Raw genomic sequence first — 19,270 nt, 5'->3', positions numbered from 1 at the left:
GTCGAATATAGATGAAAACAGTCGCTATCGGTTGTGACCATGGTGGTTTAGAATTAAAGGATGATATCAAAGCATACTTGACAGAGCTGGGTTATCCAATTATTGATTTTGGCTGCTATGATAAACAAGCAGTTGACTACCCAGACATTGCATTTCTTGTAGCTGAAGCTACGGCAACCAATAACAACTACGTCGGTATTATGATTGACGGAGTAGGAATTGGCAGTACGATGACAGCCAACAAAGTGCCTGGCATTCGCTGTGCGTTATGTTGGGATTTATCTACAGTCATCAACAGTCGTGATCATAACAATGCTAATATGCTCGCTATCGGTGGTCAATTTATCGGTAAAGGGTTGGCAAGGCAAATGGTTAAAACATGGCTGGACACCCCTTTCTCAGGTGGAAGGCACGATAAACGAGTGACCAAAATTATGGAAGTGGAGAGCCGCTTCTTAAAAAGGTTCAGGTAGGTGCTGTTATGTTCTTGGGTAAAGTGATCGGTACCGTCGTTTGCAGTGAAAAAGATGAGAGTCTGACCGGTCTCAAGCTGTTGATCGTCCAGCCTATGAAGGACGAGTTTACGCCTACGGGAAAATCGATGGTTGTCATTGATACCCATGGGGCAGCGGGCTACGATGATTTGGTTTATTTGGCAAAAAGCAGAGACGCATCCCTTCCCCTTGGTTTGGAATTAGTCGCTACAGATGCAGGTATTATGGGAATTGTTGAAAATTATAACGTGATCCAACACGGAGGTGCTCAATTATGAATAGCGCATTGGGAATGATAGAAACTAAAGGTATTGTGGGTTCCATTGAAGCTTTGGATGCGATGGTCAAAGCAGCAAACGTAACGGTTGTCGGCAAAGTACTGGTTGGCGGCGGTATCGTTACCGTGATGGTAAGAGGAGATGTAGGCGCTGTTAAAGCAGCTACGGATGCAGGTGCAGAAGCAGCTCAAAGAGTGGGCGAATTGCTTTCCGTTCACGTCATTCCAAGACCTCATAGCGATGTGGAGAAAATTTTACCGCAATTAGGCGAATAAGGCATGAAAATAGCTAAAGTGCTCGGCAACATCGTCGCTACGATCAAAACACAAAGTCATCACGGATTGAAACTTATGGTCGTCCAATCCGTAGATGAAAGGGGTGAGCCTTATTCCGACCCATTTATCGCTGTTGATTGCGCACAAGCCGGAGTAGGCGACATCGTTTTGGTCGTAGAAGAGGGCGGTTCCGCGCGCGAAGTCATGAAGCGGCCTGAAGGGGCCGTAGATGCGGTTATAGTAGGAATCATTGATGCGCTTGATAAATAGAGAAGAATAGAGAAGCGGAGGAGAACGAAAGTGGAAATGGAGAAACTTATTGAACAAATTACACAAAAAGTGCTTGCTCAAGTGAGCAATCAGCAGCTAGGTACGGAATCAGTTAGTGTTAAAACTAGTGAGGGATCAGGATCGGGCTCTTCTTTCGGCAACAAAACGTCATTCCTTACAGGGCCGGAAATTGCCCGGAAAATTGACCATACCTTGTTGAAGCCTGATGCCACAAAGGATGAAATTATAAAGGTATGCAGCGAAGCTAAGCAATATAATTTTGCAACGGTATGTATTAATCCGTATTGGGTGCCACTCGCAGCCAAGGAGCTTGCTGGATCAAAAGTCGGAATTACAACCGTTATCGGTTTTCCTTTGGGGGCGACAACAACCTTCTCCAAAATGGCCGAGACACGCGACGCTATTGCAAACGGGGCAACGGAAGTTGATATGGTACTGAATATCGGCGCTCTCAAATCTGGGGATCTGAATACGGTGAAGAAAGACATCGAAGGCGTAGTTCTTGCCGCTAACGGTCAGGCCGTAGTCAAGGTTATTCTGGAAACCGGTCTTTTGTCGGATGAAGAAAAGGTGAAGGCTTGCTCCATTTGCAAAATGGCTGGGGCGGATTTCGTCAAAACCTCGACTGGCTTTGGTCACGGGGGAGCTACGGTTGAAGATATCGCTTTGATGAGAAGCACAGTTGGCCCGGAAATGGGTGTGAAAGCATCCGGTGGCGTGAGGGACATTGATACAGCTCGTAAGATCATTGCAGCAGGAGCTACTCGTATCGGCGCAAGCTCCAGCGTGGCTATGGTTACCGGAGGCAAAGGCGAAGGTTACTAATAATCTTGAATAAATAATGGGCATTAGAACCACAATGCAAAAAACGAGACTCTCAAAGTCTCGTTTTTTTGCATTTTCCTTCTAATAGCGTGGAGCATTCATATTGCCATATCATTAGGTTACTACAAATAGATTATGCTATTCATAGGAAAGGAACTGAGATTTAATTTTATTTAGTTTCTAGTATAATGACAGTAATAGAATACGTTAGAGTATTGGGAGGAATAGGATGATTACCTTTAACCGAGTTCATAGTGCAGTGGTTCATGCCAAAGGCGACCGCCAGCAACTGTTAGGTGTACATATGACAGAGCAAGCAGCCGATACAATTTCGAAGCTGCCCCACTTCGCTTCGCTGCTGAAAGAGATCAAGGAGGAAGCGGAACGTGCAAGAAGCGAGGCACTGCCAGAGCTGCCTTTTTCGGTGTTTCATCTGTTTGCTTCGCAAGGGACGCGGAAAGAATACGAGAATCCCTATTTTGATAAGAGAGGGCGGCTATTGGCTTTAGTATTGGATGCCTGGCTCCATCCGCAACAGTCCGATCTGGAAGCTTTGCATAATGTCATCTGGTCAATTTGCGATGAGTATACGTGGTCGCTGCCATCACATATTGCGCCAACCCTGGAAGGAGTAGAAGCTTCGCGTGTGCCGCCTGAACAAGTCGTGGATCTGTTTGCTTCCGAAACAGCCCATGCGTTAGCGGAAACGCTTTATTTACTAGAAGGCCGGCTCAATCCTTGGGTCGTTTACCGGGTCCGACGAGAGATTGAAGCTCGCGTGTTTCATCCTTTGTTCGATTCGCCGAAACCCTTTCACTGGGAATCAGCTATACATAACTGGTCTGCGGTCTGCGGAGGCGCTGTCGGTATGGCGGCACTGCTTCTAGAAGAAGATCGGGAGCGGTTAGCCGGAATGATAGATCGTGTTGTTCGCGCAATGGGGTCCTTTCTAGAGGGCTATGAGGCGGACGGGTGCTGTGCTGAAGGGGTAGGTTATTGGAGTTATGGCTTTGGCTATTACACGTATTTTGCAGAAATGCTCTTTGCGTTCACAGATGGCGAATTAAGCTTGCTCCAAAGCGATAAAATTCGCAGAATCGCCGCCTTCCCAGCCGGAGTATCGGTTGAGGCGCCGAAATACGTTAATTTTTCTGACTGCAGCGAGAACTATACGCCTAGTACCGGCTTGCTCAGTCGATTGCATCTTCGGACAGGGCAGCCGGTGCCCGTCATGACTGAGGTGCCATCGCTGCATGCAGATCATTGCTATCGGTTTCCGCAAACCGTACGCAATCTGCTTTGGACCGATCCTGAATTGCTTTTCGGGAAAGTGGCAACCGGTACATTTTATTATCCCGATACCGCTTGGGTCGTTGACAAGCAACTGCTCTCAGGCTCATTGTTTGCTTTTGCCGCCAAGGGCGGTCATAACGACGAGCCGCATAATCATAACGATCTTGGGCATTTTTTACTGCATGTTGCAGGAGAGAACCTTTTAGCTGATCTGGGGGCTGGCGTATATACGAGGGAGTATTTTGGGGAAGGCCGGTATCAATATTTACATAATGCTTCCGAGGGACATTCTGTTCCTCTCATCAATGGAATGCAACAATCGGCGGGACGATCTTTTACCGCAGAGGTCTTAAGGTATGAACATCAGGACAATAAGCTTATGTTCAGTCTGGATTTGGCTGGAGCTTATCCACAGGAAGCGGGACTTAGGTCGTTGATCCGTTCCTTCACATGGTCATGTGACGAAAGTCGCGGCGAAGCTGAGCTGGTGTTGACCGATGCATTCGCGTTCACGGAGTCGCTTAACGAAGTGAAAGAGGTTTTTATCAGCTTGCACGAGCCTATTTTGGAGACAGGCAGCGTGATCTGGCGTGGCAATTCAGGTGAAGTTAAGTTGTTCTATGACGCAAACTTGTTCAAGGTTCAGCACGAGGCTATCGATAGCCAGGATCACCACGCTCAGGCGATGGTCGTGCACCGCATTCGACTTGAAGCAAAAGCTGTTCCGTCCGAGGCTTTCTATAGCTTCCGTTTTGTTTGTAAATAAAAAGTCGGAGTGAAGTCTACAGACTTCGCTCCGACTTTTTTATTTGCGGATCGCTCAATTTTCTGAATTCGTATTACGCTAATATGCAAATAACAAAAATAATACAAAAAATATAAGATCACTCTCGTTGTAGCTGCCTTTTTCTATAATTTATAATAAAGACATAGAGCATCGAACACCAAATGAATGTTCTAAGTAAAATAATGGTGAGGGTTTCACGTTTGTCAACATTCCAAAATGAGATAGGAGTTAGAAAATGAGAATGATGAAAAAATGGTCCATTTTATCGACTGTAACGTTGTTAGCGCTTTCAATATCAGCTTGTGGTTCTACCCCAACAGCAACAACGCCGACGAAAACAACGGGTACGACTCAAACTGTGAAGCCTGCGGATAAGAAAGATGATCTGGTAGTTGCTGGCGTCGTCTTTCAAGAAGACCAGTTCATGAAACTGCTGTCGCTCGGTTATCAGGATGCCGCGAAAACGGCGGGTGTAAAAATACTGACAGGGAATACGGGAAATGACCAAGGCAAGGAAGCTGAGCTGATTAATACGTATATTTCTCAAAAAGTTAACGGGATCGCGATCGCTCCGCTGAATCAGGAATCATCCGTTGCAGCTTTGAAGAAAGCGGACGAAAAAGGAGTCAAAGTCACAGTTACCAATGTTGCGCTGACGAATGCTCCTTTTATCAATGGCGGTTATACTTCAGATAATAAAAACATTGGTCAAATCACAGGGAAAGAAGCTGCTGCATTCATTAAAGAAAAACTTGGCGGTAAGGCTAAGATTGCCATTTTACAATACAAATCGCTGCTTCCTCAACAAAGCACAGATCGTTTGAATGGGTTTCTGGAAGAGGTCAAAAAGGTAAATCCAGGTGTCGAAATCGTCGCTGATCAAGACGCATGGCTGCAAGATAAAGCAGTATCTGTCGCGGGAGATATTTTGACGGCTCATCCTGACGTTAATATGATCTGGGCCGCCAATGAAGGTGGCACGATCGGTGCAACGATGGCGGTAAAAAATGCTGGTAAAGCAGGAAAAATATTTATTTACGGTACAGATGCAAGCGATCAACTTATATCGATGTTAAAAGAAAGTGATAACATATTGCAGGCCATTACCGGCCAAGATCCTTACAACATGGGGTATAAGGCGATGGAACTGCTCATTAAAGGCTTGAAGGGCGAGGATATTAGCGCAAGTAAAGGAAAGTCCACAATTGTTGACGGCATCCTGCTTAGTCGTTCCAAACCGGAAGGGATTGCCAAATTTGAAGCCGATCTAAAGTCTAAAATGAGCAAATAATTATCAGATAAAGAACGGGGTTGCCATATGGGTATTTACCGCTCTCTTCGAGCAACCCCGCATTATTTGTTAGCCAAGAATGGTGGGGACCCCAATGCGTATATTAGAAACGATTAAGGTTACCAAAAGATACTCAGGTACAGTTGCCTTAGACGACGTAACGGTATCCTTCGAAAGTGGCAAAGTTCATGCCTTGCTTGGTAAAAACGGATCTGGAAAATCAACGCTGCTGAAAATATTTTCCGGAGCCATTGAACCTACCCATGGACATGTTCATCTAGATGGGCAAATGATGAATTTTCGCAATCCCAGTGAAGCTTTGGCTCATGGCATAACGACGGTATATCAGGAGTTAAGTCTAATCCCCGGACTATCTGTAGCCGAGAATATTTTTCTGGGACGCATGCCTATGAAAGGCCTTATTGTAGATTGGCAGCGAACATACACCTTGGCAAATGAACTGCTGAAGGAATTGGGGGTTGAGATTGCCGCAGAGGAATTGGTATATAACTTGAGTGTTGGGCAAGCGCAAATGATTGAAATTGTCAAAGCAATGAGCTTCAATCCGAAGGTATTGCAGCTCGATGAACCTACGTCAGCCTTAGCCAAGAGCGAGATTGATTCGTTGTTTACGATGATTCGCAAGTTAAAACAGAAGAATGTCATTATTATTTACGTCTCACATAGGCTGCATGAGTTATGGGAAATCGCCGATACATGTACGGTTTTGCGTGAAGGCCAATTTATCGGGAAAGCGCTAATGCATGAGCTTACGCGAAAAGATGTCATTCAAATGATGTTTGGCGACGTGGAAATCCGTAAGCGACCTGGAGATCTGCACATTTCCGACGAAGTTGTGTTGGAAGTGAAGGGGTTGTCACGTAATCATAAGTTCCGAGACATTTCTCTGCAACTCCGAAAAGGGGAGATTTTGGGCATCGCCGGCATGCTGGGATCAGGGCGAACAGAGCTATTGAAATCCATATTTGGTGCAGATCCCTTTGATAAGGGTGAGATTTATTGCAACGGGAAACGAATTCTTAAACCTACTCCTGAGAAAATGAAAAAAGCCGGTCTCGCTTACACGCCCGAAGATCGTAAACATGAGGGCCTTAATCAGATCGCCTCTATTAAAGATAATCTATGTATAGCAAGCTTGGATCTCATTTCACAAGGTTATTTTATCAGTAAACAGGTAGAGAATGAGTTTGTGCAGCGGCAAGTCAGGGACCTTCAGATCAAAATCGCCGATACGCTTTATCCCGTTTCCTCTCTTTCAGGTGGGAATCAGCAGAAAGTTGTCGTTGGTAATTGGTTAAATACGAATCCGCAAATCATGTTTTTCGATGAACCAACACGCGGCATTGATGTAAATGCCAAACAGCAAATTTTCCAGATTATTTGGGAGCAGTCGCGTAAAGGAGTTTCAAGTATTATCGTGTCATCGGAACTTGAGGAACTGCTTGAGGTTTGTCACCGAATTTTGATCTTGCGAGATGGCCAATTAGCAGGAGAGTATTCTCCGGAAGAGCTGAAAATAGATGACTTGTACGCCCTTAGCATGGGAGGAGAATAACCTTGAAATCAACGGCTTCAGGTACGGTCAAGCCAGCAGGGACGAATTCAGGAACATCTTCGTCCTTTAGCTGGAAAAGAAGTATAAACAAACATGTCCTTGAAATCATCCTAGCTGTGATCGTCATTGCGATGACGTTCGCCTCCTCTGGTTTTCTTACGACAGATAATTTACTCAATATTTTGAGAAATATGGCGATGCAGGGCTGTATTGCCTTCGGCATGACCATGGTCATTATTGCTGGGGAAATTGACCTTTCCATTGGTTCAACTGTTGCGATAACGGGCGTGATTGTAGGCCTAACATCGGGTAAGCTTGCCAGCAGCGGCATCATGCCGATGTCAACAGCCGTGATCGTTGGCATCATCGTTTCTTTTATCGTTGCGGGACTCATTGGATTATTTAACGGCTGGATATTAAGTAAATACAAGGTTCCTTCTTTTATTATTACGCTTGCTATGTTGAATGTTATTTATGGTATAGCAGCAGTATTATCCAAAGGTTTTCCGGTTACGACATTGCCTTCATGGTATAATGTGTTTGGCGCCGGTGAGGTTTTTTCAATACCGATCCCCGCCATCATATTGCTTCTTGTGTTTGCTTTTGTTTTTGTAATCATGAACTACACCAAATTTGGTCGTTCTGTGTATGCCGTTGGAGGAAACCCAGAATCGGCAAGGCTATCGGGCATTAATGTGGCAAGGGTCAAAATTATTTGCATGGTGTCTGTCCAACTTTTAGCAGCGTTAAGTGGTGTGCTCATTTCGTCGCAAGTTATGTCTGGCTCATTCAATTTTGGAAAGGGTTGGGAAATGATTGCAATTTCATCCGTCATCATCGGAGGAACAAGCTTATTCGGGGGCGTTGGTAAGGTTTGGGGGACATTCATCGGGTTAATTTTTCTAGGTGTTCTGATTAACGCCATGACATTGTTAAATATTAATGAGTACGTCCAATATATTGTTCGCGGATTGCTAATTCTGGTCGCAGTGCTTATTACTACGATTCAATTAATGAAGAAACGAAAGTAACGAACGGTTTCTCCTTCTCCTTACCAAGTAAGGGGAGGGAATTATTTAGTTACAAGGAGAAATGAATCAGGATGATGTTTAGAAATGTGAGTTTCCGCCTGAAGATGTTCATTCTTATGTTTATTGTTATCATCATTCCAATCATTGTGGTGAGCACGCTGCTCTCGATCAGGTCGGAGCAATCGATTACGGATCAGACATCTAAGGTTGTGATCAGCTCAATTGATTTTGCCATCACGAACCTAGATACCGCTTTAGATAATGTTACAGGTATGAGCAAGCTGATTCTGACTGATGACAAGTTGATGGATCTCGCGACTAAGCCTTCATCCGCTTTTCAAGAAAATACGTTGAATGAGAAGTATGCCCGAATTCTGGATCTTCTCGGTTTTTTCATTACGCGCATAAAGGTGCAAAATGTGATGGAAGGCATCGATTCATTTTATTTGTATTTAAATAAACAACAAACGTTTATCGATTCAAAGTCTAGCTTCTATAAACACATCGATCCGAGCAATATTGATTTTATTGCCAAGTCCAAACATCCTGAAGGCATTGATCATTGGTTTGTTTCGGAACCGGTTGACTTCTATACCCTGAATCATCTGGATACTCGGTTTGATAGAGGGAAATTGATATCATTCAACAAATTGTTACAGGACGAACAAGGGCAGACAATTGCTGTGCTAGCCGTGAATATTAACGAATCCTATATAAGCGAATACTACAGTAAAATTCAAAGGGGAATTCCCGGTAATTTCTTGTTATTGGATCAAGAGGCGAATGTGGTGGCTTCTGTAGATAAAGCGATGATTGGCAAGAAAACGGAGCTATACGCCGAAATCAATGATCGCATTGTGAATTCAGGCAAGGAAAGCGGCAGTTTTTTTATCCAAAATAAAAATAATTTTGTGGTATATGCCATTTCAAATGAGACAAACTGGCGCTATGTCGTGATCATCCCCGCAACGGAAATTCTGGGCAAAATCTATGAGAGTCGGAAATTCTTGTATATGCTCATTTCAATTACGTTTATCCTCATCTTCTTCATTTCGTTTTCTCTATCCAATCTGTTCTACAAACCGCTGTTGAAGTTAGTGAGGGCCATGCAAAAGATCGAAAATAGGAATCTCGATGTACGTATTCTGGATAATCGTAAAGATGAGTATAAGCAGGTGTTTCAAGGCTTTAATGATATGGTAAGCGAGTTGAATATTCTTGTGAAAGATCTGGCTACTGAGAAGATTTTGAAGCAGGAAGCCGAGATTAAGCTGCTGCAAGCTCAAATCAATCCCCATTTCTTATATAATACGCTTGATTCAATTTATAGTATTGCTAGAATCAAAAAAGTCGACGAAATAGCCCAAATGGTGGCTGCACTTTCTAACTTTTTCAGAGTTAGTTTAAGTGGAGGTCGTGAAATTGTTACGCTCAAAGAAGCTACGACGCTGGCTGTTAGCTATTTAACCATTCTGAATATCCGGTATCGAGGTGGAATCAGTTTTCAAGTGGAGCTTCCGGAAGAACTGGAAAACGCTCTCGTTCCTAAATTGCTCTTGCAACCTATTGTAGAGAATGCTATTTATCATGGAATTGAGACTTATCGAGGTAAGGGGCATATTACGATTCGCGGCACCCTCAAAGAGGAGCAGTTAGAAATTATTATTGAGGATAATGGCAGTGGGATGGATGAAGAAATGATCGCTCATGTCCGGTTCATGATTGCTTCTAATCAAAGTGAAGGTACGAAAAGCTTTGCTCTACGCAATCTTAATCGTCATATTCAACTCAAATATGGTGCTCAGTATGGACTCCGTATTGATAGCCTGATTGGAAAAGGTACTTCGGTATGTATTCAACTCCCATATGTGACAGGAGAGGAGCAAGAAGGATGACGAAAATGTTGGTAGTTGACGATGAAGTTTGGGTCCGCGAACGGCTTATTCATACGATCGATTGGCAGCTGTTGGGGATTACTATTGTTGATGAAGCAGGCTGTGGATATGAAGCGTTGGAGAAATCCAAAGAGCACAATCCCGATATCATTCTCACGGATATACGGATGCCGAACATGGGGGGGTTAGAGCTCATTCAAAGTTTGAAAGATCATCAAATCCGTGCCAAAGTAATTATCATAAGCGGGTACAGCGACTTCGATTATGCCAAGAAGGCAATTGCTTTAGGAGCATTCGATTATGTGCTTAAACCAGTTGAGGATCAAGATTTATTGTGTATCGTGGAGCGATGCTTAACACAAATTCATGCTGAGAAGTTACAAGTAGCCCTCATTCAGAAAGCGGATACACAAGTGAATAAAAGATTGCCGCTGCTCAAGGAAATGCTATTCAATAAATTAATCCAAGGACAAATAGAAAATAAACAGGATGTGCGCGGCGTCCTAAGCGATTTTCAAATTTACGACGATCAGGCAGAACATATGTGTATTCTTTTTCAGGTGAAAATGGAAGAACAAGTTATTGAGCAGACAAACAAGGACTTTGTCCAATTCGTTATTGCCAATGTGGTCCGTGATTTTCTTCGGAAATGGACCATGAATGAGATTGTTTTTACACATTCAGACGCAATTGTCAGTATTGTATCCTCCACTCGTGATATGGCTGTCGTGAGCCAAGAAATTCAGGTTGACCTGCAAGAACTCAATCAATTAGTCCATAGAATTCTCGGATGTTCGTTATACATTGGCATAGGTGTGGGGTGCAAGGATATAATCGATATTTCGTTATCTTATCATCAAGCCAAGCAATCGCTTCTTTATCATAGCTATTTGGACAAAAAGCGAAAGACAAATACGGTAGTTTGCTCCAATTGGGAATACGAAAAGGCTGAATTTACGGAATCGCTAGTTAATGGCATCAAAATGGGTCATAAAGAAGCTGTGATTGCTCAGTTAAATCAATTTGTTCTAGCGAATTCACAACTTACACCTATAGAATTTAAATTTATTTATGTACAGTTCATTCATGTTCTAACGAGAACCACGGTGGTGGGAAAAGAATCCATGGTTGATTTCTCAACGTTCTGCCTAGCCTTTCTCGATCTATTAAATCAATTGACATCCGTACAGGCAATGAGTGAATTTTTAGCCAAGGCCATTGAACAAATCATGGATTACTTGGAGCGGACGCAATTTAGGAAAAAGAGGAAAGTGATTGAGAAAGTAGTTTTGTTTATGCATGAGCATTATAACGAACCGATGAATTTGAATGGGGTTGCCGAGAGGTTTTATATAAATGCTTCTTATTTAAGCAAGATTTTTAAAGAGGAAATGCATATTTCTTTTAGCAAATATTTGATGGAATACCGCATTTCCAGAGCGATTGAGCTTATGCAGGATCCAACTAAAAAAATATATGAGATTGCCAGTATCGTTGGGTATGACGATGTCCAATACTTCACGAAAATATTCAAAACGATGAAGGGGGTTACTCCACTGAACTATAAAGAGAAATTAATTTAACGGGGATGTCGATACATCCCTTTATATAAGGAATAGCGCTTTACTTGAAACATCCAAAAATAAAATTGAAAGCGCATTAATTTCTTAATTTCATTGCGCATCGATTCGTGCGTGGGAAGGTTTGACTCAGCATGCGATAGATCGACACGGCAATGTGCACGGGGTATGCAGCGGCTCTCGATATTCCTTTACTGCTGACTATTACAAAGAGGATTTGTTGACCGTCGTGAATGATAATCACGGGATTGGCATCATGATGCTGGCGGGTACGGAAGTGCTTAAGCTTAAGCAATGGCAGCAAAAGGCTTTTATTCAATAAAGAAAGCTAACTTTCTCTCGAGATCTAGAGAGAAGTTAGCTTTCTTTATTTGCAGTTTAAGTCTCAAGCCAAACGCGTCCCGTCATTGACAGGTCATAACCATGAATATGCCGGAGTTCATCCTGGAATTGTTCGGATTGCAAGATGAGTTTGACTTGTTCAATCCAGCCGAGGTTTTCTGGTTTGCGCAGCATAACCAGATCGTACCGCTCTTGGATGAGCGGGATAAAATCAACGCCGCCCACGAGTTGGGCAGCCTTCTCAATCCCTACGCCGACATCTGTTTTCCCTGAGGCGACACTGCCTGCGACGCTCATGTGGTTCGTTTCTTCGATGTCGTATCCGATCAGGCTGTAGGGGACGATATCATGCAAGCGAAGCTGCTCGTCCAAGAGAACACGGGCGCCGGAGCCTTTCTCGCGATTAGCGATGCGTAGACCAGGTTGACTTAAATCAGCCCAACCGTTAAGCTGCTTCGGGTTTCCCTGCTGGACATACAAGCCTGCCCAGCGAGATAGGAGATTGACGACTGTATAGGACGAGCCCACAAGCAGCTTTCGGATGTAAGGTAGGTTATACTCTCCGGTATCCCCATCCAGCAGATGAGTGCTAACGATATCAGACTCCCCCCGATACATCGATATCAGGCTGTCGAGACTCCCGACATAAGAGCGGAGGGGCCGGATACCCGTTATTTTTTTCTCCATGTGCTTAGCCAAAATATCAAGACTTACATCTTGACCCGTAATAACCAGAGCACGATTTGATGAAGGAGAATCATAACGGGTGGGCTGCTCAGCAGCCGTATTCGATTTGTTCACGAAGGAGAAACCGCTTTTGGCACGTGTTTTATAGGCTTCGAGATCGGTCGCATCGATGCGCATCTGTTTACCAACGCGGTAGGCGGGAAGATCGCCTTTTTTTATTAGATCATAAACAGTAAGTTTGGATATTTTCAGAAGTTTGGCAATTTCTTCGGTGGTGTAGGAAATGTCCTCTGTCATCGTTTCCTCCAAGTCGTTCTTTTTATATGTATCATATGCTGTTGTTAGTGTGATTTCAATTCAATTGTTTACTAGACTGTATTAATTTCGTATAATAAAACAAATTTAAATATACTTAGTTATATCTAATTATATTCAATAAGAAGGTTGGAGGGGTCTAATATGTATCGTTTTGTTAAATCTAAGTATATGTTGTTGCTTGCGCTTTGTTTGATTCTAATGATTTCGGCTTGCTCCTCGAAGAAAGAGACTGCAGTCCCAAGCGCTTCCCCAACTCCAAGTGCAGTGAGCACAGCTACACCAAGTCCAACTGCGAAAGAAAAAGTGGATTTGACGATATCAGCGGCAGCGAGTTTAACAGATGCGCTTAAGGAAATTCAAACGGTTTATGAAACGAAACAGCCAGGCATCAAACTAAACTTTAATTACGGAGCTTCAGGAGCGCTGCAGCAGCAAATTGAACAGGGAGCTCCTTCGGATCTATTCCTGTCTGCAGCTACGAAGAATATGCAAGCCCTTGTTGATAAGCAGCTTATTGATTCCGCAAAGCAGAAGAATCTGCTGCTGAATGATTTAGTCGTCGTGGTGCCTAGCGATAGTAAGATCGCAGTTCAACGCATCGAGGATTTATCCAACCCGGAGATTAAACATTTGGCCATCGGCGAGCCTCAAACGGTTCCAGCAGGCAGTTATACGAAGGAAGCACTAACTCGTGCAAAATTATGGGATTCCCTGCAGAATATTTTCGTACAAGGTAAAGACGTACGCCAAGTTCTTACCTATGTGGAGTCGGGTAACGCAGAAGCAGGATTTGTTTATAAAACAGATGCGTTGACTTCGAAAAAAAGTCAAAGTCGCTTTCAACGTCGATCCAACAACCTATACGCCTATTGCTTATCCTGTTGGGATTGTGAAAGCTACCAAGCACAACAAAGAAGCTGAGGAATTCTATTCGTATCTGCAAACGAAAGAAGCGCAGGATATTTTCGTGAAGTATGGATTCTCCTTGCCGAAATCACCATGATTTCGATTCGTTGGGATGAATTCATCTCGCCAATCGTACTATCGCTTAAGGTAAGCATTGTTTCCAGTATTTTTGTTTTGCTCTTAGGCGGTTTGTCCGCTTGGTGGATGGCGCGTCATCCTTTTAAAGGGAAAGTAGTCGTGGAGACGATTTTATTATTACCGCTTGTTCTACCCCCTACGGTTGTTGGCTTTGTGCTGCTCGTTCTACTCGGTAAAAAGAGTTGGATGGGCAAATTGATCGAGTTCCTTTTTCATCAATCGATTATTTTTACTTGGGGAGCCGCGGTTATTGCCTCGATCGTTGTCTCTTTTCCATTAGTGTACCAAACGATGAAAACAGGCTTTGCTTCGGTGAGCAAGGATTTCGAGGAGGCGGCACGCTCCATGGGAGCTCGTGAGTGGCAGGTTGTTCGCTACATTACCTTACCCTTGATTTGGCGATCCGTCATGACCGCTTACATCTTTGGCTTTGCTCGAGGTCTGGGAGAATTTGGGGCGACACTGATGATTGCCGGTAATATTCCTAATAAAACACAAACGCTGCCCACAGCCATCTACATTGCGGTAGAGTCTGGCAACCAGCCGCTAGCATGGTGCTGGACAGGTGCTATTGTTGTGATTTCCTTCCTCCTCCTATTTATCGTAAGCCCAAGGAAAAAAGAACAATATAGCTAGGGTTAATGATAAAATAGGAAGGAATGGAGGTATCAGAATGATTGTAAATAGACCTGTTTTGAACATTCCTAAGACGAAGATGGAGATATGTCATGATATCTTGGCTATCGTCATTTTGATTGCTTCATTTGCCTATGCAGCTTGGTCATGGACGTCATTGCCGGAGAAGTTTCCTTCTCATTTTGACATGTCGGGTAACCCAAATGGTTGGAGTGGTAAGGGGAGCTTGCTTCTACTGCCGATCTTGAATGTTGTTCTGTATGTCGGACTAACGTTGTTACGTCGAATTCCGCATCATTTTAACTACATCAAGGAAATTACCGTAGATAATGCTTACAGACAATATACGATTGCGTTGATGATGGTCAGTTGGATCAAGATCATTATTGTTGCTCTTTTTGGTTATTTGGAATGGGACATTATATATGCTGCTTTTGGCAATCAACCTCGATTTGGTTTATTAGTGATACTTCTAATTGCACTTTTTGGCGCAATGGCCTATTATATTGCTCAATCCACAAAAAAGGCTTAAGTTCATTTCATTTGAACCAGCCTTTTTTTCTAAACCACAAAAACATGCCGAACCCGATAGCAAACATGACGAAAAGAATAACAAAATAGCCCCAGTTCCAAGCCAGTTCAGGCATAAAAGCAAAGTTCATCCCATAAATTCCGGCTATGAAAGTCAAAGGCATGAATATGGTTGTGATGACGGTGAGTGTTTTCATGATCGTATTCATCCGATTGGCATTCAGTGAGACATAATTATCCCGCATATCTGCCGTCATATCACGATTGGATTCAATCATCTCAGACAGTTTAAGCAGATGATCATGAATATCCGTGAAAAAAACCAGATGATCGCGAAGCTGATCAATGCGGTCCGTACTGATGACCCGATATAGAAGATCACGCATGGGAACGATCGTACGGCGTAATTTTAACAATTTGGCGCGAATCTCAAAAATATTGGTCATCAACACTTCAATTGCTTTTGAATCCACATTGTTCTCGATTTCGTCAAGCTGATCCTCGATCTGATGGACGCTGGGAAAATATTGATCGACCAAATTATCGAGCACGACATAAGCAGCATAGATATGGTTCTGACTTCGCATGTTTTCTTGCTCAATCACTCGGTTCCACGCATCTTCAATCTCCCGAGATTCATGCAAATGAAAAGTTACAATAAAATTACTCCCCAGAAACATGTCCACTTCTTCCGCGGCTAATGTCTTAGGATTAATAGCATGCATAACAAAGAAATTCACGTTCTCGTAATGATCCATTTTAGGGCGCTGCAACAAATAAAAACAATCTTCAATCGCCAGAGGATGAAAATGGAAATGATCTTTCAACTGTTTTGCTTCTGTTTCGCTGGGATTATGAAAGTCGACCCAATACCATTTAATATTAGGTTCCAACAACTGTTCGAAGGGTACATTATAAAGCACTGTAAAGTCTGTGGTGATAGCTATAGAACGTATCATGATGGACTCCTAAGTGTTATTTTCTTCTGCTTTATTTTACCATACAATGCGTTTGGTTCAGAATGATAACAAGTGCCGCGGACAAGGTGCTCGAGAGGAACAGATTATCGCAACCATTCAGGAGAAGATTCAACAGAGCAGCCATTTTAGATATTTGTAACACAATTGGAACATTCCTGTTACATCCCCTTAATGAAATGGGTGTATAGTACTTAACAAGACCCCCTTTTTTAATATAAACTTTGGACCTGGCCCCGTTGGCTAGGTCCCCTTTTTTTTGTTTGGAGGCTGAAACCCTTGCTACAATAAGGGTTTACCGCGATAGGAGATGCCTAGAAAATAAAGAAAACCGAGATTTGGTCGGTTTTTGGTCGGATGCTATAGATAATGTAAGGAAACTAGGGGTTATTTCAGGAGATTTTCTAATGCATCAGATGCTTCTATCTGCATGTTAGGCATGAGGTGTGAGTATAAATCCATTGTAATTTTAAAAGAAGTATGACCGAGGCGATCTTGTATAATCTTTGGATGAAAGTTAAGGCTGAGGAGAAGTGAAGCGCACGTATGCCTGAGATCGTGGAACCTGATTTTGCGCATACCTGCCTTAATCAGTAACCTGCTCCAGATTTCATGGCAATGGTGTTTCGGAAGAGGATTGCCATTTTTCGTGCATACAAGATGTCCGAGATCACTATAGTTTCCTCCAACAACATTTTTCTCACTTTCAATCATTTCAATTCGCTTCTTGATCTCTTGAACCACTAAAGGTGATATTGAAATTGATCGTGTTCCCGAAGCTGTCTTGGTTCCAGGTTGTAGTTGCTTTTTAAAATCGAGGATATGGCGAATGTAAAGCTTCTTATTAAGAAGATCAATATCAGACATCCTGAGTCCTAAAATCTCGCTTTGACGCAAGCCACAGTGAATAGCAAGAATGAAGATAACAGAAAGTCTATGGGGAGATACTTTTGAAATGAATTGCTTCGCTTCTTCGGGACTCCAGTGACTCATTTCTTTCTTCTCTACTTTTGGCTTCGATACCAATGACGCTGGATTACGTTGGATAATCTGTTTTGTTTCAGCATCTGAAAGTGATTTGTGTATCACTTTAAATGCGTTTCTATTGTAGCTAGCAGACATTCCCTTTTCTTCGATTGATCTCAGAATGCTCTCAATCGATATTGCATTTATATTACCAAGAAGAACCCTTCCAGAGGCAGGAATGATGTGTTGCTCAATAAGAATTGAATACAAGTGTTTGGTGCTATCTCGTATGTCCCTACGGTTGGCTAATCATTCTCTTAGGTATTCCGCAAAAGTCACTTTGGATGATTTGATAAAAGTTCCTTTATTGACCTGATCTTTAGCAGCGACTTCTGCTACCTCAGCTTCTGCCTTTGTCCTAAAGCCTCATTTTTTGTATGTTACACGCTTTCCATTGATATCTTTCGCCTCAAAGACGTAATAGTAGGTAATTTTTTTCTTGTTATTCTTCACAGTCTCTACTTTTACTACCGACATATTTTTACCTCCGATTTTTATGTGGTGAAAATTTTCACATACTTCTTTTGTCGGATCACCGCGAATGCGTATTATGCCCATATATATCATTTCTCCTTGGATAAGCTTAGCCTTGCAACCATCTTAGGAATACGTCCCTATGAATTCTGATACTTTTTCCAACCCGTACTACATGGAACTTTCCGCTATTAACTAGTTCATAGGCTTGGCGACGGCCAATACCTAGGATTTGTTGTACATCATTTACCTGGAGGACCTCGGGGTAGTTGGATTGCATGCTTATCACCCTTCTATAATTGATGATGCAGATGGTTTTCTATTCACTATACTTTAACTATCGGAACAAGGTAATAAGTCTACACGGTTCGATTTATATACTTTTTGCTCTGTATCAAGTTAATAATATAGATTTGTATATTTGATCTATACGATCAATAAATGTTTTCAGCCTTACTAGAATTTTATGAGAAGCGTGTGTATAGTGTCATTGCAGGTGGGGGAATGCGGAGCATGGCAAATAACCCTTGTGGAGTAAGGTTTTAAGGGTGTAGATGTATTGTTTTAAGCTCTAAGCCGAGTTCTGGTAGGAATCTGGTAGGGGTGAGTTAAAATTAGTGATTGTAGGGGTTATTCGAGAAGATTCTGTAGTGAATTGGCTGCGTCTTGTTGCATATTGGGTACAAGGTGGGAGTACGTATCAAGTGTAATGGTAACTGAGGAATGACCCAAACGTTCTTGTACCACTTTTGGAAGTATACCGAGCCCTAGTAGGAGTGAAGCACACGTATGTCTTAAATCGTGAAATCGGATTTGTCTAAAGCCTGTTTTCTGAAGAAGCCTAATCCAAATATCGCGGAAGTTTTTCTTTAGATACGGTCTGCCGATTTTAGTACATACTAGAAATCGATGTGATTTTGTTGTTGAATAAAGAAGGAATTTATTGGTTTTTGACGAACTGTAGCGTTTATGCCACTTTTTATCGAAGACTGAAAGATTTATTTATGTAATGATAAGATTAAGTAGAGGAAGTGTTATTAGTATGATTGCTGAGGGGCTGCTAGGAAAGTATTAATGTGTTTGGATGGGGTAAAAATTTCTGGTGAGTGAGATTTTGAGTTTGTCCAGTATGGTTGAAGTGGTATCAAATATTTTGTTTTTTATGAAGTAACCTTCAGAATAGAAAGAGAAAGATTTTTTGAAATCTACAATTTGTTTACACTCAGTTTTGAGAAACACGAAATTGTTTGAGAACAAAATGAATGAGAGAGTGAATGATTATGATGAAAAAACAAACACAAAAACTATTCAGTATCATGTTATGCGCAGTAATGATGTTAGGCATAGTGCCTATCGCAAAAGCAGCAACGGTTCAAACTTATGCTATCGAACCACAATATGATAACGCAGATTCCTTCAGCGAAGGTCTAGCATGGGTTAGCAAAGATTTGAAATATGGCTTTATTGATAAGACAGGAAAAGAAGTCATTGCGCCGCAATATGATAATGCAGCTCCCTTCAGTGAAGCGTTCTTTAAAAAAAATTTGTATCGCAATGACTTCTTTTCCTGTCTTATCAATAAAGCCATATTTCCTATCTTTTCGAACCACTGCTAGACC

General features: G+C 42.4%; 21 protein-coding genes and 1 pseudogene. 16 read left to right on the top strand and 6 right to left on the bottom strand.

The genetic code is table 11. The features are described from left to right. Positions 1-11: 11 nt before the first annotated feature. The 12 genes from rpiB to FU659_RS28995 all read left to right on the top strand — a co-directional run bounded on the left by rpiB (position 12) and on the right by FU659_RS28995 (position 11,938). Positions 12-473, top strand: coding sequence for a ribose 5-phosphate isomerase B (gene rpiB / locus FU659_RS29050; RefSeq protein WP_147950765.1), 462 nt, complete (start codon positions 12-14; stop codon positions 471-473). Positions 474-487: 14 nt separating this feature from the next. Next, entirely contained in the window at positions 488-772 is a 285-nt protein-coding gene (locus FU659_RS29045) for a EutN/CcmL family microcompartment protein (protein WP_222708664.1), read from the top strand. Continuing rightward, complete coding sequence (locus FU659_RS29040) at positions 769-1,047, top strand: BMC domain-containing protein (protein ID WP_147950763.1); 279 nt, start codon at positions 769-771, stop codon at positions 1,045-1,047. Before FU659_RS29045 ends, FU659_RS29040 begins: the two co-directional genes overlap by 4 nt. A 3-nt stretch (positions 1,048-1,050) precedes the next feature. After that, the gene (locus FU659_RS29035) at positions 1,051-1,317 is read left to right on the top strand and encodes a EutN/CcmL family microcompartment protein (protein ID WP_147950762.1); all 267 of its coding nucleotides are present in this window, start codon (positions 1,051-1,053) and stop codon (positions 1,315-1,317) included. A gap of 30 nt (positions 1,318-1,347) precedes the next feature. Beyond that, positions 1,348-2,163 (top strand): deoxyribose-phosphate aldolase, encoded by an 816-nt coding sequence (deoC, locus tag FU659_RS29030; protein ID WP_261808120.1) that lies wholly within the window; start codon positions 1,348-1,350, stop codon positions 2,161-2,163. Positions 2,164-2,392: 229 nt separating this feature from the next. After that, the gene (locus FU659_RS29025; protein ID WP_147950761.1) at positions 2,393-4,222 is read left to right on the top strand and encodes a heparinase II/III family protein; all 1,830 of its coding nucleotides are present in this window, start codon (positions 2,393-2,395) and stop codon (positions 4,220-4,222) included. A gap of 256 nt (positions 4,223-4,478) precedes the next feature. Further along, positions 4,479-5,534, top strand: a complete 1,056-nt coding sequence (locus FU659_RS29020) for a substrate-binding domain-containing protein (RefSeq protein WP_147950760.1) — start codon at positions 4,479-4,481, stop codon at positions 5,532-5,534. A 94-nt stretch (positions 5,535-5,628) separates the two neighbouring features. Continuing rightward, the gene (locus tag FU659_RS29015; RefSeq protein ID WP_147950759.1) at positions 5,629-7,110 is read left to right on the top strand and encodes a sugar ABC transporter ATP-binding protein; all 1,482 of its coding nucleotides are present in this window, start codon (positions 5,629-5,631) and stop codon (positions 7,108-7,110) included. Positions 7,111-7,112: 2 nt separating this feature from the next. Then, on the top strand, positions 7,113-8,141 hold the full coding sequence (locus FU659_RS29010) for an ABC transporter permease (protein ID WP_222708663.1): 1,029 nt from the start codon (positions 7,113-7,115) through the stop codon (positions 8,139-8,141). Positions 8,142-8,212: 71 nt separating this feature from the next. Beyond that, positions 8,213-10,036: a cache domain-containing sensor histidine kinase gene (locus FU659_RS29005; RefSeq protein ID WP_147950758.1), complete on the top strand. Its 1,824-nt coding sequence runs from the start codon at positions 8,213-8,215 to the stop codon at positions 10,034-10,036. Further along, on the top strand, positions 10,033-11,619 hold the full coding sequence (locus FU659_RS29000; RefSeq protein ID WP_187274467.1) for a response regulator: 1,587 nt from the start codon (positions 10,033-10,035) through the stop codon (positions 11,617-11,619). Before FU659_RS29005 ends, FU659_RS29000 begins: the two co-directional genes overlap by 4 nt. A 103-nt stretch (positions 11,620-11,722) precedes the next feature. Continuing rightward, positions 11,723-11,938: a glycoside hydrolase family 88 protein gene (locus FU659_RS28995; protein WP_261808123.1), complete on the top strand. Its 216-nt coding sequence runs from the start codon at positions 11,723-11,725 to the stop codon at positions 11,936-11,938. Between the two features lie 56 nt (positions 11,939-11,994). Here FU659_RS28995 and FU659_RS28990 read toward each other — a convergent pair whose 3' ends face one another. Then, a complete protein-coding gene (locus tag FU659_RS28990) occupies positions 11,995-12,942 on the bottom strand; it encodes a substrate-binding domain-containing protein (protein WP_147950756.1) in 948 nt (315 codons plus the stop codon). 162 nt (positions 12,943-13,104) lie between these two features. Between FU659_RS28990 and modA the strand changes: the two are divergent. From modA to FU659_RS28975, 3 genes and pseudogenes are all read left to right on the top strand, one after another. After that, a pseudogene (gene modA, locus FU659_RS28985) lies at positions 13,105-13,966 on the top strand (molybdate ABC transporter substrate-binding protein). Beyond that, on the top strand, positions 13,963-14,643 hold the full coding sequence (gene modB, locus FU659_RS28980) for a molybdate ABC transporter permease subunit (RefSeq protein WP_147950755.1): 681 nt from the start codon (positions 13,963-13,965) through the stop codon (positions 14,641-14,643). Before modA ends, modB begins: the two are co-directional and overlap by 4 nt. A 37-nt stretch (positions 14,644-14,680) precedes the next feature. Continuing rightward, a complete protein-coding gene (locus FU659_RS28975; RefSeq protein WP_147950754.1) occupies positions 14,681-15,175 on the top strand; it encodes a DUF1648 domain-containing protein in 495 nt (164 codons plus the stop codon). 7 nt (positions 15,176-15,182) lie between these two features. On the opposite strand, the gene corA is transcribed toward FU659_RS28975, so the two are convergent. From corA to FU659_RS28950, 5 genes are all read right to left on the bottom strand, one after another. Then, a complete protein-coding gene (gene corA, locus FU659_RS28970) occupies positions 15,183-16,133 on the bottom strand; it encodes a magnesium/cobalt transporter CorA (protein WP_147950753.1) in 951 nt (316 codons plus the stop codon). A 405-nt stretch (positions 16,134-16,538) separates the two neighbouring features. After that, positions 16,539-17,387, bottom strand: coding sequence for a tyrosine-type recombinase/integrase (locus FU659_RS28965; RefSeq protein WP_147950752.1), 849 nt, complete (start codon positions 17,385-17,387; stop codon positions 16,539-16,541). A 156-nt stretch (positions 17,388-17,543) separates the two neighbouring features. Beyond that, a complete protein-coding gene (locus FU659_RS28960; RefSeq protein WP_147950751.1) occupies positions 17,544-17,735 on the bottom strand; it encodes a hypothetical protein in 192 nt (63 codons plus the stop codon). 25 nt (positions 17,736-17,760) lie between these two features. Next, entirely contained in the window at positions 17,761-17,931 is a 171-nt protein-coding gene (locus FU659_RS28955; protein ID WP_147950750.1) for a helix-turn-helix domain-containing protein, read from the bottom strand. Between the two features lie 350 nt (positions 17,932-18,281). Beyond that, a complete protein-coding gene (locus FU659_RS28950) occupies positions 18,282-18,653 on the bottom strand; it encodes a tyrosine-type recombinase/integrase (RefSeq protein WP_147950775.1) in 372 nt (123 codons plus the stop codon). Between the two features lie 278 nt (positions 18,654-18,931). Here FU659_RS28950 and FU659_RS28945 point away from each other — a divergent pair, with 278 nt between their 5' ends. Continuing rightward, positions 18,932-19,267 carry a WG repeat-containing protein gene (locus FU659_RS28945; protein WP_222708662.1) on the top strand — a complete coding sequence of 112 codons (336 nt, stop codon included), beginning with the start codon at positions 18,932-18,934 and terminating at the stop codon, positions 19,265-19,267. Positions 19,268-19,270 lie beyond the last annotated feature (3 nt).

The sequence above is a fragment of the Paenibacillus sp. N3.4 genome (assembly GCF_008017805.1).
GTDB lineage: Bacteria > Bacillota > Bacilli > Paenibacillales > NBRC-103111 > Paenibacillus_E.
The sequence above is the reverse complement of the archived record's forward strand: the minus strand, read 5'-3'. Positions and strand labels throughout refer to the sequence as shown.

What these genes read in the sequence shown, in the direction of transcription:
- rpiB (WP_147950765.1), top strand. Translation starts at nt 12, where the DNA reads ATGAAAACAGTCGCTATCGGTTGTGACCATGGTGGTTTAGAATTAAAG.
- FU659_RS29040 (WP_147950763.1), top strand. Translation starts at nt 769, where the DNA reads ATGAATAGCGCATTGGGAATGATAGAAACTAAAGGTATTGTGGGTTCC.
- FU659_RS29035 (WP_147950762.1), top strand. Translation starts at nt 1,051, where the DNA reads ATGAAAATAGCTAAAGTGCTCGGCAACATCGTCGCTACGATCAAAACA.
- FU659_RS29025 (WP_147950761.1), top strand. Translation starts at nt 2,393, where the DNA reads ATGATTACCTTTAACCGAGTTCATAGTGCAGTGGTTCATGCCAAAGGC.
- FU659_RS29020 (WP_147950760.1), top strand. Translation starts at nt 4,479, where the DNA reads ATGAGAATGATGAAAAAATGGTCCATTTTATCGACTGTAACGTTGTTA.
- FU659_RS29015 (WP_147950759.1), top strand. Translation starts at nt 5,629, where the DNA reads ATGCGTATATTAGAAACGATTAAGGTTACCAAAAGATACTCAGGTACA.
- FU659_RS29005 (WP_147950758.1), top strand. Translation starts at nt 8,213, where the DNA reads ATGATGTTTAGAAATGTGAGTTTCCGCCTGAAGATGTTCATTCTTATG.
- FU659_RS29000 (WP_187274467.1), top strand. Translation starts at nt 10,033, where the DNA reads ATGACGAAAATGTTGGTAGTTGACGATGAAGTTTGGGTCCGCGAACGG.
- FU659_RS28990 (WP_147950756.1), bottom strand. Translation starts at nt 12,942, where the DNA reads ATGACAGAGGACATTTCCTACACCACCGAAGAAATTGCCAAACTTCTG.
- modB (WP_147950755.1), top strand. Translation starts at nt 13,963, where the DNA reads ATGATTTCGATTCGTTGGGATGAATTCATCTCGCCAATCGTACTATCG.
- FU659_RS28975 (WP_147950754.1), top strand. Translation starts at nt 14,681, where the DNA reads ATGATTGTAAATAGACCTGTTTTGAACATTCCTAAGACGAAGATGGAG.
- corA (WP_147950753.1), bottom strand. Translation starts at nt 16,133, where the DNA reads ATGATACGTTCTATAGCTATCACCACAGACTTTACAGTGCTTTATAAT.
- FU659_RS28960 (WP_147950751.1), bottom strand. Translation starts at nt 17,735, where the DNA reads ATGGGCATAATACGCATTCGCGGTGATCCGACAAAAGAAGTATGTGAA.
- FU659_RS28955 (WP_147950750.1), bottom strand. Translation starts at nt 17,931, where the DNA reads ATGCAATCCAACTACCCCGAGGTCCTCCAGGTAAATGATGTACAACAA.
- FU659_RS28945 (WP_222708662.1), top strand. Translation starts at nt 18,932, where the DNA reads ATGATGAAAAAACAAACACAAAAACTATTCAGTATCATGTTATGCGCA.